Origin of the sequence: Actinomadura sp. 6K520 (assembly GCF_004349245.1) — a bacterium.
Taxonomy (GTDB): domain Bacteria; phylum Actinomycetota; class Actinomycetes; order Streptosporangiales; family Streptosporangiaceae; genus Spirillospora.
In genome coordinates, this window is record NZ_SMLC01000181.1 from 1 (window position 1) to 13,818 (window position 13,818).

The 13,818-nt window shown below is 70.1% G+C and carries 11 protein-coding genes and 2 pseudogenes; 6 read left to right on the top strand and 7 right to left on the bottom strand.

Annotation, left to right across the window (positions count from 1 at the left end):
- Both E1289_RS31235 and E1289_RS31245 read right to left on the bottom strand, forming a co-directional pair.
- Positions 1 to 262 (bottom strand): annotated as a pseudogene (locus E1289_RS31235) (hypothetical protein); the annotation flags it as partial.
- A gap of 393 nt (positions 263 to 655) precedes the next feature.
- The gene (locus E1289_RS31245) at positions 656 to 1,327 is read right to left on the bottom strand and encodes a TetR family transcriptional regulator (RefSeq protein WP_131986646.1); all 672 of its coding nucleotides are present in this window, start codon (positions 1,325 to 1,327) and stop codon (positions 656 to 658) included.
- A 150-nt stretch (positions 1,328 to 1,477) separates the two neighbouring features.
- Between E1289_RS31245 and E1289_RS31250 the strand changes: the two genes are divergently transcribed.
- Both E1289_RS31250 and E1289_RS31255 read left to right on the top strand, forming a co-directional pair.
- Positions 1,478 to 3,229 carry an ABC transporter ATP-binding protein gene (locus tag E1289_RS31250; RefSeq protein ID WP_131986648.1) on the top strand — a complete coding sequence of 584 codons (1,752 nt, stop codon included), beginning with the start codon at positions 1,478 to 1,480 and terminating at the stop codon, positions 3,227 to 3,229.
- The gene (locus tag E1289_RS31255) at positions 3,226 to 5,019 is read left to right on the top strand and encodes an ABC transporter ATP-binding protein (RefSeq protein ID WP_243713270.1); all 1,794 of its coding nucleotides are present in this window, start codon (positions 3,226 to 3,228) and stop codon (positions 5,017 to 5,019) included. The genes E1289_RS31250 and E1289_RS31255 overlap by 4 nt, the downstream gene beginning before the upstream one ends.
- 185 nt (positions 5,020 to 5,204) lie before the next feature.
- On the opposite strand, the gene E1289_RS31260 is transcribed toward E1289_RS31255, so the two are convergent.
- The 4 genes from E1289_RS31260 to E1289_RS31275 form a co-directional block, all read right to left on the bottom strand.
- Positions 5,205 to 5,414, bottom strand: coding sequence for a DUF2795 domain-containing protein (locus tag E1289_RS31260; protein ID WP_207929268.1), 210 nt, complete (start codon positions 5,412 to 5,414; stop codon positions 5,205 to 5,207).
- Positions 5,415 to 5,733: 319 nt separating this feature from the next.
- Positions 5,734 to 6,609 carry a hypothetical protein gene (locus tag E1289_RS31265; protein WP_131986652.1) on the bottom strand — a complete coding sequence of 292 codons (876 nt, stop codon included), beginning with the start codon at positions 6,607 to 6,609 and terminating at the stop codon, positions 5,734 to 5,736.
- A gap of 25 nt (positions 6,610 to 6,634) precedes the next feature.
- Entirely contained in the window at positions 6,635 to 8,242 is a 1,608-nt protein-coding gene (locus tag E1289_RS31270) for a peptide chain release factor 3 (RefSeq protein WP_131986654.1), read from the bottom strand.
- On the bottom strand, positions 8,239 to 8,712 hold the full coding sequence (locus E1289_RS31275; protein WP_131986656.1) for a MerR family transcriptional regulator: 474 nt from the start codon (positions 8,710 to 8,712) through the stop codon (positions 8,239 to 8,241). Before E1289_RS31275 ends, E1289_RS31270 begins: the two co-directional genes overlap by 4 nt.
- A gap of 391 nt (positions 8,713 to 9,103) precedes the next feature.
- On the opposite strand from E1289_RS31275, the gene E1289_RS31280 reads away from it, so the two are divergent.
- A complete protein-coding gene (locus E1289_RS31280; RefSeq protein WP_131986658.1) occupies positions 9,104 to 9,892 on the top strand; it encodes a protein phosphatase 2C domain-containing protein in 789 nt (262 codons plus the stop codon).
- A 190-nt stretch (positions 9,893 to 10,082) separates the two neighbouring features.
- On the opposite strand, the gene E1289_RS31285 is transcribed toward E1289_RS31280, so the two are convergent.
- Positions 10,083 to 10,733, bottom strand: coding sequence for a TetR family transcriptional regulator (locus E1289_RS31285; RefSeq protein WP_131986660.1), 651 nt, complete (start codon positions 10,731 to 10,733; stop codon positions 10,083 to 10,085).
- A gap of 121 nt (positions 10,734 to 10,854) precedes the next feature.
- Between E1289_RS31285 and E1289_RS31290 the strand changes: the two genes are divergently transcribed.
- The 3 genes and pseudogenes from E1289_RS31290 to E1289_RS31300 all read left to right on the top strand — a co-directional run.
- Positions 10,855 to 12,123 (top strand): MFS transporter, encoded by a 1,269-nt coding sequence (locus E1289_RS31290; RefSeq protein WP_131986662.1) that lies wholly within the window; start codon positions 10,855 to 10,857, stop codon positions 12,121 to 12,123.
- A 219-nt stretch (positions 12,124 to 12,342) separates the two neighbouring features.
- Positions 12,343 to 13,086 (top strand): spermidine synthase, encoded by a 744-nt coding sequence (locus E1289_RS31295; RefSeq protein WP_131986664.1) that lies wholly within the window; start codon positions 12,343 to 12,345, stop codon positions 13,084 to 13,086.
- Positions 13,083 to 13,818 (top strand): annotated as a pseudogene (locus E1289_RS31300) (AAA family ATPase); the annotation flags it as partial. The gene E1289_RS31295 and the pseudogene E1289_RS31300, both read left to right, overlap by 4 nt.

Sequence of the window (13,818 nt, forward strand, 5' to 3'; positions counted from 1 at the left end):
CGGCGCCGGACAGCGTCGCGGCCAGGTAGGCGCCGCTGAGCTGGGTGCGCGAGATCTCCAGATCGTGGATCAGCGGCTCGGTGAACACCGACAGCCCCGCCGTCTGCCCGGGACCGGTCAGCGCCAGCACGGCGGTGGCGCCGAACAGGATCCGCCACTGGGTCCGGCGGGTCGGTGCCGGTCGCCGGTGCGCGGCCGGACTGTGCGCCTCGGTCGCCTCGCTCAGAATCGCTCCCCATCCGTCTTTCGCGCCCGTGTGCACAGCCCCGCGTTCACACCCTCTTCTCACGCAAGAGTAGAGTGCTGTTGGAGTGGTCGGCGCCGCCCCGCCCCGTCGCCCGCAGGCGGGGCCGACCGACACGAGAGGGGTCATGCCGACCTACCGAATCCAGCCGCAGGAGGGCGCCCCCCAGACGGTGCAGGCACTCCCCCTCCGCACCGACGACGAGCAGGTCTACTTCGAGGATCGGCGACGGCGATCACGGTGAGGATCACGATCGACACCAGCGGCGCCGGAACGACCTTGGTGACGCGCGGGAACAGCACCATCAGCGTCAGCCCGGCCGCCGCCAGCGGGTAGACCGCCCAGGGAACGTCGCGCAGTTCGGGAACCTGCGCAAAGAAGGCGCCGGTAGAGGCCGGGGAGAGACGATGATCACACCGTCATCGCCAGTGCGCCGGGGAGTGCGTCGAACGCCTCCTCCACCCGGCGGGCCAGGATCGCGCGGCTCCACTTGCCGCGCCCGCCGCCCGCGCCGCGGCCGGCGGCCCAGTTCTTGGCGCCGCACCGGTAGGCGCCGAAGGCGAACTCTCCCAGCAGGCGGAGACGGACGTCCTCGCGTCCGTCGATGCCGAGCTTGGTCTCCAGTGCGGCGACGAGGCGTTCCTGGGCGTTGATGGACAACAGGGTGCTGGCGTCCCGCAGCGGGACGGGGACGTGGGAGATGAGCATCCGGGTCCTGACGATGCGGTCGTCCCACCCGCTGTCCATGCCGAGGATCGCGGCGGTGAGCGCGGCGCGCAGCGCCTCCACGACCGGCCCCTGCGGGTCGGTGCGCGAGAACTCGGCGATGTAGGCGTCCCACAGATCGGCCTCCGCGGCGACGGCGACCGCCTCCTTGGACGGGAAGTAGCGGAAGAACGTGCGGCGGGAGATCTCCACCTCGTCCACCAGGTCCTCGATCGCGGTCTCGTCGAAGCCCCGGTCGGTGAACAGTTCGAGCGCCGTGTCGACCAGTGCCCGGCGGGTGCGCAGCTTCTTGCGTTCGCGCAGGGGCAGCCCGCGATCATCCTGCGGGGCCTGTCCTGCCGGGGCGTTGGCGGTCATCGACCCAGTCTAGAGCCGCATCCGGCGATTGCCCCTCCACGCAAGATGCCTATTCAGGCGTTTGACACTTTGTGCCATTTTCTGTTTCCATCGGACGGGTCGGCCGCACGGCAACCCCGCCGAGGCCGCTTGGGTTCGGGGAGTTATTCCGTGCTGTTCCGGCTTCTGCACGTTCATCTGCGGCCGTATCGGGCCTCCGTCGCGCTGGTGGTGGTGTTGCAATCGGTACAGACGGCCGCCGCGCTGCTGCTGCCGACCCTGAACGCCGATCTGATCAACAACGGGGTCGTCCAGGGCCACACCGGCCATGTGCTGCGGGTCGGTGCCGTCATGACGGCGCTGACGCTGGTGCAGATCTTGGGCGCCTGCGCCGCCGTCTACCTCGCCGCGCGGACCGCCGAGGGGCTGGGCCGGGATCTGCGCGCCGCCGTGTTCGCGAAGGTCCAGACGTTCTCGGTCCGTGAGGTCGGCCGCTTCGGTGCGCCGTCGCTGATCACCCGGACGACCAACGACGTCGACCAGATCCTGATGCTGGTGCTGATGGCGTTGACGATGGTGGTGGTCGCGCCGTTCATGGGTGCCGGCGCACTGGTGCTCGCGCTGCGCCAGGACGCTCCGCTGTCGCTGCTGCTGCTCGTCGTGCTGCCCGCGCTGACGGTGACCGTCGTCCTGCTGATGCGGGCGATGGGGCCTCTGTCGGCGTCGCAGCAGGAGCGCATCGACCGGGTCAACCGGGTGGTGCGCGAGCAGATCACCGGCGTGCGGGTCGTGCGGGCCTTCGTCCGCGAGGACCACGAGCGGCGGCGGTTCGCCGAGGCCAACTCCGAACTGCGGGACGTGGCGCTGCGCCTAGGACGTATCCAGTCGCTGATGATGCCGGCGGTCACGATCGTCACCGAGGTCTCCGCCGTCGCCGTGGTCTGGTTCGGCGGGCACCGCGTCGCCGGAGGGGACATGCAGATCGGGTCGCTGCTGGCGTTCCTGCAGTACCTGATGCAGATCCTCGGCGCGGTGATGATGGCGGCGATCGCGTTCATCATGGCGCCGCGCGCCCGGGTGTGCGCCGCACGCGTCCGGGAGGTGCTGGACACCGTACCGAACATCCCGCCGCCCAGACCCCGGCCGCCCGTCCTCGCCCCCGGCGCCGCCCGGCGACCGGCCGGCCACCTGGAGGTCCGCGACGCCGAGTTCGGGTACCCGGGTGCGGAGGAGCCCGTGCTGCGCGGGGTGAGCCTGGTCGCCCGGCCGGGCGAGACCACCGCGGTCATCGGTTCCACCGGCAGCGGGAAGACCACGCTGATCAACCTGGTGCCGCGGTTGTTCGACGTCACCGGCGGCGCGGTGCTCATCGACGGGACCGACGTGCGCGACCTGGACCCGTCCGCACTGGCCGGGATGATCGGGCTCGTGCCGCAGAAGCCGTACCTGTTCTCCGGCACGGTCGCGTCCAACCTGCGCTACGGCGACCCGGACGCCACCGACGCCGACCTGTGGCACGCTCTGGACGTCGCCCAGGCGCGCGAGTTCGTCGAGGCCATGCCCGGACGACTCCAGGCGCCCATCGGGCAGGGCGGCGGCAACGTCTCCGGCGGCCAGCGCCAGCGCCTCGCGATCGCCCGCGCCCTGCTGGTCCGGCCGAAGATCTACCTGTTCGACGACGCCTTCTCCGCGCTCGACCACGCCACCGACGCCGCCCTGCGCGACGCGCTCGCCGGCGAGACGGGAGACGCGGCCGTCGTCACCGTCGCCCAGCGGATCTCGACCATCACCGGCGCCGACCGGATCGTCGTCCTCGACCAAGGCCGCGTCGCCGGCACCGGAACCCACCCCGACCTCATCGAGGGCAACGCCACCTACCGGGAGATCGCCCTGTCCCAATTCTCTGCGCAGGAGGCCATGTGAGCGAGGACCCCTCCCGCGAGAAGGCCGTCGAGTTCCGCCGTTCCGGCCTGCGGCTGCTGCGGACGATGGGCGCCGACGGGAAGCTGCTGGCCGTCACGCTGGTCCTGGTCGTCACGAGCATCGCCCTGTCGGTCACCATCCCCCGGATGCTCGGGCAGGCCACCGACCTGGTGTTCGACGGTGTCACCGGCGGCGCCGTCGACTTCGCCGCGGTCGGCCGGATCCTGCTGACCGCACTGGCCGTGGCCGGCGCCTCGGCCGCGATCCACCGCGTCCGCGGCCGGCTGGCCGCCGTCATCGCACACCGCACGGCCTACCGGCTGCGAGAGCAGGCCGCCGGCAAACTCGAAAGGCTCCCCCTGAGCCACTACGACGGCCACAGCCGCGGCGAGATCCTGTCGCGCATCACCAACGACATCGACAACATCGCCGAGACCCTGCAGAACGGGCTCGGCAAGATCATCTACTCGCTGCTCACCCCGGTCTTCGTGCTGGCGATGATGCTGTGGCTGTCGCCCCTGCTGACCCTGGTCGCCCTGCTCACCGTCCCGGTCGCGGCACTGGCCACCGCCCGCATCGGCAAACGCGCCCAGCCGCAGTTCGTCCGCAAATGGGACGCCACCGGACGGCTGAGCGGACACATCGAAGAGATGTACACCGGCCACGCCCTGGTGCAGACCTTCGGCCGCCAGGACCAGGCCATCCGCACCTTCACCAGGCACAACGACGACCTGTACGCCGCCGGCTGGCGCGCCCAGTTCGTCTCCGGCGTCATCGAACCCGCCCTGACCTTCGTCGGCCACCTCAACTACGTGCTCATCGCGGTGATCGGCGGCCTGCGCATCGCCTCCGGATCGCTGTCCATCGGCGAAGTGCAGGCGTTCATCCAGTACACGACCCAGTTCAACCAGCCGATCGCGCAGATGGCGGCGCTGGCGAACATGGTGCAGTCCGGCGTCGCGTCCGCCGAACGGGTCTTCGAACTGCTCGACGCCCCGGAGGAAACACCCGATCCCCCCGCCCCACCGCGACCCGCGCCCCGCGTCCAAGGCCGGGTCTCATTCGAGCAGGTGTCCTTCCGCTACCGACCCGACGAACCACTCATCGAGGACCTCTCCCTCACCGTCGAACCCGGACGCACCGTCGCGATCGTCGGCCCCACCGGCGCCGGCAAGTCCACCCTCGTCAACCTGCTCATGCGGTTCTACGACGTCACCGATGGCCGCATCACGGTCGACGGCACCGACATCACCGCACTCCCCCGCGCCGAACTCCGCCGCCACATCGGCATGGTCCTCCAGGACACCTGGCTCCACCACGGCACCATCGCCGACAACATCGCCTACGGCCACGGCACCGCCCCGCGCGACAAGATCGTCCAAGCCGCCCGCGCAGCCCACGCCGACCACTTCATCCGCACCCTGCCCGACGGTTACGACACCCTCATCGACACCGAAGGCGGCGGGCTCAGCGCCGGCGAGAAACAGCTCATCACCATCGCCCGCGCCTTCCTCACCGAACCGGCCATCCTCATCCTGGACGAGGCGACCAGCTCGGTCGACACCCGCACCGAAATGCTCGTCCAGCAGGCCATGACCGCACTCCGCCAAGGACGCACCGCCTTCGTCATCGCCCACCGCCTCTCGACGATCCGCGACGCCGACCACATCCTGGTCATGGACGCCGGACGCATCGTCGAGCAGGGCACCCACGACGACCTCACCGCCGCCGACGGTGCCTACGCCCGCCTGCACCACGCCCAATTCGCCCGGCCACCCCGGGTCCCGTAACGCAGGTGCGACAGGCCGTGAACGAGACCGCGCAGGACATCAGCGGGCAGCGGGAGACGGGGCCTTCCGGTGGTGACACCGTCGACGGTCCCGGTGCCGGGTCATCGCCGGTGAAGCCGATCCCACCGAGGACGCCGATCGGCCACGGCCGTCCTTCGACGGCCTGGGTGGGGGAGTTCCCGCCGTCAGCCGTTGGAGGTGCTGACCGGCAGGTCCGGCAGATGCTGCCACAGCTCCCGCAGATGCGGGAATGAGCGCTCCGGCAACCGCTCCAGCGCGGCCAGGACGTCCGGCCGGGCCCCGGCGTTGCGGGCCGCAGTGATGATCTGGTCCCGTGTTACTGGGCCGTCTCCGAAAACACTGTCGATGCTCTCCGCGATCTCAAGACGCGTCACGACCATAGTGATTCTCTCCGCTGTGCGATCTGGGATGCGGCTGGGCACGACCGCATCCGGTCGGGCCGCCGTGTGGGTTTCGATGGCGGCGTCACCGCGGTGCCGGGCTCGGAGGGGCAGCCGGCACCGCGGGACACCGGAGGCGGATCAGGGGGTCTCCGCCGACTCTACTCTAACGTAAGAGTAATCATCGAGGATGGTTCTGCGGACGATTCCCTTATGAGAGGCGGCACTGACAATGTCCGCTCCATGCCTTTCGATACAGAGAGGCGATTTTCTGGCTTGCAAGGGTTGCCACAACAGACCATGGGGCCGGTGGTCAGCCGGCGAGCGCAGTACCACGCCTGGGCGGTACCAGAGTCAGCCGCTTCAGAAGTGGCGCCACTTGGACCGGGTCGCTGACGTCGGAAATGGGCTCTTCGTCACGGCACAGGACATATGTTCCCCAGGACGGCCGGAGGGTCAGGGCCGCCCCCTCGGCAGAGGTGCCGGTCGGGCCTTCGCCGAAGGTGCATTGAAGCCGCCAGGTCGGGCTCTGGGTGAGCGAGATGCGCACCCGGACCCCCGGCGCAGGGTCGATCCACCGGCCGTCAAGACACATCCGAACACGGACATCGTCATGGAGCGGCCGTAGTTCCACGGTCTTGAGCGCCACGTCGACGAGGTCAGAGTCCTCTTCGATGCCGATGAAAGGGACCTTGGTGGTCACGTGGGCGCCGCCGCTGAGGAGGGGGCGTGCAAGCAGCGCGGCCATACGCCGCGCGTCCGCGCCGTGGCCCGTGACGTCGACGAGCAGGGACACCGATGCCGTGATTCGCCGCAGGTCCGGCAGTGTGGTCCTGTGCCGCAGGACCGGCGGAATGTCGAGGGTGGGCAAGCCGAGGGCGGCGCATTGGCGACGCAACTGCGTACCGCGCGAGCGGCTGGCCTTGTCGTAACCGCGGACGATGCCGATCACCCCGTTTCCGGCACCCGCAACGTCCGAGCTGTGAAGAGCGTGCTCGCTCAGCCATTTCAGGGTGGTGGCCGACAGAGCGCGGGTGGTCATCAGACCTCCTGGGAGGGTGTCATGGGGGGCAAGCGACTCGCGGGTCAGCGCGCCGAACAACTCCTGCATCACCGCTTCGACTAAGGCCAGCGCCGCTGACCGAGGTCCTGTGCCGCCAATGGGCGAGGCGAGCGCATTGGCGACCATGAGAACGTCGCGAGGAGGTCTGTGTTCAGTCGGGGACGCCTGCGGCGAGCATGGGGGTGAGGGTGAGGCCGGGGTGTTCGCGTTCGATGGCCCGCAGCCGCCACTTGTCGACGAACACCGCGATGAGCGAGCCGTCCAGGGAGCGGGTGAGGACCTCCACGCCGCGGCGGCCGGTCAGGGTCTCGGCGGATTCCTTGTCGGTGATCCGGGCGGTGGTGTAGTCGAGCCTGGTGAGATCGACCGGTGCGCCGAACTCGTCGGCCATCCGGGCGGTGACCACGTCGAACTGCAGCGGCCCGACGGCGGCCAGCACCGGCGCCTGGTCACCGCGCAGATCGCTGCGCAGCACCTGGACCACGCCCTCGCTGTCGAGCTGCTCGATGCCGCGGCGGAACTGCTTGGCCCGGCTGTTGTCGGTCGTCCTGGCCACCATGAAGTGCTCGGGGGCGAACGCCGGGATCGGGGGGAAGACCACAGGGGTCTTGACGTAGAGGGTGTCGCCCACGGTCAGGCCGGAGGCGTTCGGCAGGCCGATCACATCCCCCGGATAGGCCGCGTCCAGGGTGGAGCGGTCACGGCCGAACACCGTCTGGGCGTACTTGGTCGCCAGCGGCCGCCCACTCGGGGCATGGGTCACCGGCATGCCGCGCTCGAAGCGTCCTGAGCAGACCCGGATGAAGGCCAGCCGGTCGCGGTGCGCCCGGTCCATCCCGGCCTGCACCTTGAACACCTGCCCGGCGAACGGCGCCGACACCGCCCGCTCCTGCCCGGCCTCATCGGTACGCGCCGACGGCGCGGGCGCCAGCCGGCACACCGTTTCCAGCAGGGCTTGGACCCCGAAGTTGGGCAGCGCGGCCCCGAACAGGACGGGGGTGCAGGTCCCGGCGGCGAAGGCGTCCATGTCGAGGGTGGCGCCGATCTCGTCCAGCAGCGCCAGCTCCTCGACCGCGGTCTGCCACGCCTGGCCCTCCTGTTCGGCGGCCTGCTCGGCAGAGACGTGTTCGGCGATGGCGCGGGTGGCGCCGCCGGGGGTTCGGCGGAACCGGGTGAAGGCGCCGTCGGCGCGGTCGATCAGCCCGCGAAAGTCGCCCGCGATGCCGACCGGCCAGTTCATCGGTGCCGGGCGCAGCCCGATGCGCTGCTCGACCTCGTCCAGCAGTTCCAGGGGTTCGCGGCCGGGGCGGTCCCACTTGTTGACGAACGTGATGACGGGGATGCCGCGGTGGCGGCACACGTCGAACAGCTTCAGCGTCTGCGCCTCCAGGCCCTTGGCCGAGTCCAGCAGCATGATCGCCCCATCCACGGCCGCCAGCACCCGGTAGGTGTCCTCGGAGAAGTCCGCGTGACCCGGGGTGTCCAGCAGGTTCAGCAAGGCGCCGTCGTATTCGAACCGCAGTACTGACGAGGTGATGGAGATGCCGCGCGAGCGCTCCATGTCCATCCAGTCCGACCGCACCCCGCGCCGCCCCGACTTGCCGTGCACCGCCCCCGCTTCGTCAATGGCCGCCGCGTGCAAAGCGAGGGCCTCGGTCAGCGTGGACTTGCCCGCGTCCGGGTGACTGATCACCGCGAACGTCCGCCGCCGCGCCGCCTCCGCCACCACGTCCGGCGCCGTGCCCGCGCCGCCGCTCATCGCCGCCCCCTCTCGTACTCCGCCTCACCGGTCCACCCGGCCGGGCTGCCAGAGGCGGCCGCTGGGTTTTCCGGCGCCGAGGCCCGCTCCGAACCCGCCCGGTCCGACAATTCACGATCAAGATTGGTGGCCAGGCCCTCGGCGATCTGCAACCGTTCGCGCAGCAGAGCGCACCGCCAGTCGATCTCCGTGCACCAGGTGCTCAGCCTGTCGACCAACTCCCGCCGCTCCTGCGGTGCCGGATCCGCGGCAAGGCCGCTCAGCACGGTGAGCAGCAACCGCGTCTCCTCCAGTGTGAACTCCAGCGACTTCATCCGCTTGATCAGTTCGAGCCGGGCCGCGTCAGCCTCGTTGTACACCCGAAAACCACCGCGCGTCCGCGCGGACGGCGTCACCAAGCCGACCTCCTCGTAGTAACGGATCGTGCGCAGCGACAACCCTGTCCGCTCGGCCACCTCGCCGATCTGCATCCGCCCACCACCTGACGACCCGTTCGCAGCCAACCTAACCTTACGTTAGAGTACCTTGTGTGCAGGATCGGCCGGAGGCACATTCGCCGATCTTGCGCCGTTCTCGCGCCGTCGCCTGCAGGGCGTGCTCGCGGCGGCGCGGGGACATCCACTTACACCCACACCGAACTTCGAGGCGCGGATCGCCGTTCGCGCGGCCAAGCCACGCACAGCACCCCATTTCAGAGGCGGTGCGCCGAACCGCCATGGACGACGACCCCTCTACGTAGGCGTACTGACAGCTACACTTCCGTAACGTTAGAGTAGAGTCGAAACGGCCGGCCTGGTCCCACACCGGATCCTGTCGCCTCCCAACAGGGCACAACGCCCGTTCAGGCCGGAAAGGCGCGAGATGTTCACCTTCAGGCATGCCGCCGGATCCGATGTCGGACTGCGGCGGCAGACCAACCAGGACTCGGCCCTGGCGAGCGACCGGCTACTCGCGGTCGCGGACGGCATGGGCGGTCACGCCGGGGGCGACGTGGCCAGTTCTATCGCGATCAACTGCCTGGCCCGCATGGACCGATCCCTCGACGCCACGCCCATGGCCGCCCTGGAACAGGCCGTCGAAGCCGCCGGACGAGGACTGCGGAAGAACGTCACCCGCTCACCCGCCCTGGCGGGCATGGGAACCACGCTCACCGCGATTCTCCTCGACCGGCGCCGCATCGCGCTCGCCCACATCGGAGACTCCCGCGCCTACCTGCTGCGCTCGGGCCGACTTCACCGGCTCACCACCGACCACACGATGGTGCACAGCCTGGTCCAGGACGGCCACATCACCGCCGAGGAGGCGGCCCGGCACTCGCACCGCTCCGTGCTCACCAGGGCGCTCGACGCGATCAGCGCCGCGAAACCGGACCTGTCCATGCACGACGTCCAGCCCGCAGACCGGTACCTGCTCTGCTCGGACGGCCTGTCGGGAACCGTGCCCGAGGACAGGCTGCGCAACGTCCTCGCCGACTGCGCCGACCCCGCGATCGCCGTCCAGGAACTGATCAACGCAGCCTACCTACAAGGGGCACCCGACAACGTCACCTGCGTCGTCGCCGACGTACACGACACCCAGGGCGAGCCACGGGACGAGCCGCAGCGGGAGGCCCGCGCCGGCGCGGTCGAGAACCTCGCAGATCACTGCTGAAGGCCCGGCCGCGCGTGGCTGAGCGCCGGTCTCGGGCGGTTCCGAGCGCCGTTATGCGGTGCTGCAGCAGGTCACCGGCAGCGGGGTCCGACGGCGGGTGACTTGCCGACCGTCACCTGTAGCCGACGAAGGCGAGGATGACCCACACCGGTCACGGGTGCAGGACGTTGGCTCGCCACATCGGGGTGGCTTAGCTCCGGGCTGTCTGCGCGGTGGCGGGGCCGACCAGGCTGGTGGCGCCGGGGACGGCGTCGAAGGCCGCCCGGATCCGGTCGGCGAGCACCTTCCCGCCCCCGCGTTTGCGGTCGGAGATCCAGTCTCTGGCGCCGCAACGGTAGGCGCCCAGAGCGATTTCGACGGCCAACCGGAGGCGCAGGTCCTTTGCGTCGATGCCCAGCCGGGGCGCGAGCATTGTGATCAGGCGGTCCTGTGTCCGCGCGGCGAGCATCATGCTCGCCGCCCGCAGTTCCGGGGTGCGTCCCATGAGCGCGCGGGTACGGAAGAGGCGCTCAGGCCAGTCGCCGGGCAGGCTGCCCGTGACTTCCACGAGCGCGTCGCGCAAGGTCGCCAGGATTTCCCCGTCCGATGCGCTCCGGTCGACGGCGTCGATGTAGGCGTCCCACAGTTCGGCCTCGGCTGCGACTGCCACCGCTTCCTTGGACTCGAAGTACCGGAAGAACGTCCGTTTGGACACCTGCACGGACTCGACCAGCTCGTCGAGCGTGGTCGCGTCGTAGCCCTGCTCATGGAACAGCCGCAGAGCGGACTCGGCGAGATCTTGGCGAGTGCGCTGCTTCTTGCGCTCCCGGAGGGAGGGTGCCGCGGCGGTTTGACCTGACATAACGCCACCCTAACGCGAAGGCAACCAAGGCACAATAGCCCCTCAAAGGCTATCGCCTCTTGACGCCATTTGCCGCCGAGTGCCATTATTTGCGGAAGTCGTCCATCACCGAAGGAGCCTCATGACCACCGCGACACTCGAACACCCTTTAGCGAGACGGCCGAACCCCGGCCCGGCCGTCCAGGCCACGCTCATCGCCGCCGCCCTGCTGCCCATGCTCGGCGGCGCCACCATCGCCCCTGCTCTCCCCGAGATCCGGGACGTATTCGCGGGCACGCCGAACGCGCCGCTGCTCACCGGGATGGTCCTGTCCACACACGCACTGGCACTCATGCTGCTGTCTCCGCTCGCCGGATGGCTCGGCGACAGCACCGGCCGCAAACCCACGCTGCTCGCGGGACTGGCCGGCTTCGCCCTCGCCGGCACCAGCGGGGCATGGCTGCCGGACCTCCCTTCCATCCTGGTCGGCCGGTTGGTGCTCGGCGCCAGCATCGCCCTGCTGATGACCAGCATGACCGGCCTGGTCGGGGACCTGTTCGACGAGGAGTCCCGGCGTAGGCTGCTCAGCCGCCAGCAGGCCGCAGGCACAGGCGGCGGCCTGCTGTTCATGCTCGGCGCGGGCGCACTCGCCACGGTCGGATGGCGGGAGGCGTTCCTGATGTATCTCGTCGGAGCCGTTGTGCTGCTGCCGGCCTTGCTCTTCGTACCATCGCCGCGGGCGCCCGCCACCACGGCGGGCAGGGGGCCGACGAGCAACGACCGGCTCGGCCTGTGGATGGTCGCGCCGGTCGCCGCGATGTTCCTGGTTCAAGCGATCTTCTACGTCGTCCCCACGCAGATACCCGGGCTGTTCGCCCGAGACTTCGGCGCCGGCCCGTTCCAGATCTCGGCCGCCCTGTCGTTCATGATGCTGACGATGCTCCCGGTCTCGCTGCTCTATCCACGACTCAGCAGGCAGGCGAGCGGCCCCGCCCTCGTCGCGGCCGCCTTCACCGCCCCCGCCGCCGGATTCGTCGTCCTGGCCGTGGCGGACGCCCGCTGGACGATCGTGGCCGGTCTGACGATCATCGCCGCCGGAATGGCGCTCGCCATGCCGAACCTGAACAACTGGATCATCTCCAGCACCCGCGACGAGGTGCGTGGCCGGGCCGTCGGCATGCTCACCACCGCCCTGTTCGCCGGCCAGTTCCTCTCCCCCGTACTCACCCAGCCGGTCATCAACGCCGTGGGCCTCCGGGCGGTCTTCTCCGGCCTCGCCGTGATCTCGGCGGTGACCGCGCTCGGCTACGCAACCCTGGCCCGGCACAGGAAACAGGGCCTGAACCACTCCCCACCGCCTGCTCGGTCGGTACGGGACGCCGGATTCTCCGCACGTCACTCATCAGCGTAAAAGCATGGCCGACCTCAGCCTCTCAGGCGCCCGGAGGCAACCGCACCCCTCACTCTTCTCTAACGAGAGGGTATATTTCGGTGCGACGAGGAGCGGCGCATGCCCGCTCCGCCTCCCCGCGACCACTCATGCCCAGCGGGTCAGCGGACGACGGCGCGGGCGAAGCCACCAAGGTCGGTGACTGTCGTCGAGTCATCCAGGCCACAAGAACGGATCGAGATGGGCGCACTGTTCGAGGAACTCGTTTGGTGTCCGACGCCGATGGGCGCCCTCAGCCTGCGGCGGCGGCGGGACCCTTCCCTGCGGGTGGACGTCTACGAGGTCAAACTCGACGATGACTTCCTCATGTCGAGCCTGTGGACGGTCGGAGAAACAGAACTCGCCCGGCTCGGCCTGGCCGCGGCGCAAGGAACCGGCCTTGATGTCGTCGTCGGCGGCCTCGGGCTCGGCTACACCGCCGGCGCCGTCCTGGACGAGCCCCGGGTGCGCTCGCTGCTCGTGGTAGAGGCACTCGCCGAGGTGATCGACTGGCATCACGCCAGACTGGTGCCGCTCGGGGAACGGCTGACCACCGATGAGCGCTGCCGGCTGGTGCACGGCGACTTCTTCGCCATGGCCTCGTCACCGGCCAGACCCGACTCGCGGACATCCGAAGGCCGCTTCCACGCCGTTTTGCTCGACATCGACCACTCACCGCGCCACACCCTCGACCCCGCCCATGCCGCGTTCTACCGGCAAGGCCCCCTCAGCCGCCTCGCCGCGCGGATCCACCCGGGCGGCGTCTTCGCCCTGTGGTCGAACGAGCCCCCCGACGAGGCGTTCACCGCCGTCCTGCGCGGCGCCTTCGCCGAAGCGGCGGCGCACGTCGTGGAGTTCCCCAACCCCATCCAGGGCGGCACCTCCGCCAATACCGTGTACGTCGCACGCACCCCCGAGGCCAAGGACGAGACCAGCCAGCCATGACCGATCCCGCCACCGGCCACACCGCCGACCCGGAGATCCAGCGCGAACGCGCCCGTCTGGCCGAGGCACTGGCCGCGCTGCGCCGTATGCACCACGACCTCGTCACCACCGAATCGCAGGTGACGGCCGCGACCGAGGACAACGACAATTTCGCCGAGCGGCTCTTCCTGCGGCAGGCCCGCGAGCGGCGCGCCCTGGCCCTGGTCGACCTGCCCGAGGTGCCGCTGTTCTTCGGCCGCCTCACCTTCGAGCCGGGAGCGATCCGCGCGGCCGACCCGCACCACCCGGTCGGCGCGACGCCCGGCGACCGTCTCTACATCGGCCGCCGGCACGTGCACGACGGCGCCGGCCGCCCCATGGTCATCGACTGGCGGGCGCCGATATCGGCGGCGTTCTACCGCGCCACCCGCGACGACCGCCACGGGGTGCTGGCACGGCGCCGCTACGGCTTCTCCGCCGCCGCGGAACTCACCGGGTACGAGGACGAGCCGCTCACCGGCCCCGGCGACGGCCGCACCGGCGACTACCTGGCCACCGAGATCGAGCGTCCCCGGTCCGGGCCGATGCGCGACATAGTCGCCACCATCCAGCCCGAGCAGGACGATCTGGTGCGCGCCCCGCTGGACACCACGCTGTGCGTGCAGGGCGCGCCCGGAACCGGCAAGACCGCCGTGGGCCTGCACCGCATCGCCTACCTGCTGTACAGCGAACGCGAGCGGCTCAGCCGCGGCG

Bases quoted from the DNA above. Each gene is read 5' to 3' on its own strand.
- E1289_RS31245 (WP_131986646.1), bottom strand. From the start codon at position 1,327: ATGACCGCCAACGCCCCGGCAGGACAGGCCCCGCAGGATGATCGCGGG.
- E1289_RS31265 (WP_131986652.1), bottom strand. From the start codon at position 6,609: ATGGTCGCCAATGCGCTCGCCTCGCCCATTGGCGGCACAGGACCTCGG.
- E1289_RS31270 (WP_131986654.1), bottom strand. From the start codon at position 8,242: ATGAGCGGCGGCGCGGGCACGGCGCCGGACGTGGTGGCGGAGGCGGCG.
- E1289_RS31275 (WP_131986656.1), bottom strand. From the start codon at position 8,712: ATGCAGATCGGCGAGGTGGCCGAGCGGACAGGGTTGTCGCTGCGCACG.
- E1289_RS31280 (WP_131986658.1), top strand. From the start codon at position 9,104: ATGTTCACCTTCAGGCATGCCGCCGGATCCGATGTCGGACTGCGGCGG.
- E1289_RS31285 (WP_131986660.1), bottom strand. From the start codon at position 10,733: ATGTCAGGTCAAACCGCCGCGGCACCCTCCCTCCGGGAGCGCAAGAAG.
- E1289_RS31290 (WP_131986662.1), top strand. From the start codon at position 10,855: ATGACCACCGCGACACTCGAACACCCTTTAGCGAGACGGCCGAACCCC.
- E1289_RS31295 (WP_131986664.1), top strand. From the start codon at position 12,343: ATGGGCGCACTGTTCGAGGAACTCGTTTGGTGTCCGACGCCGATGGGC.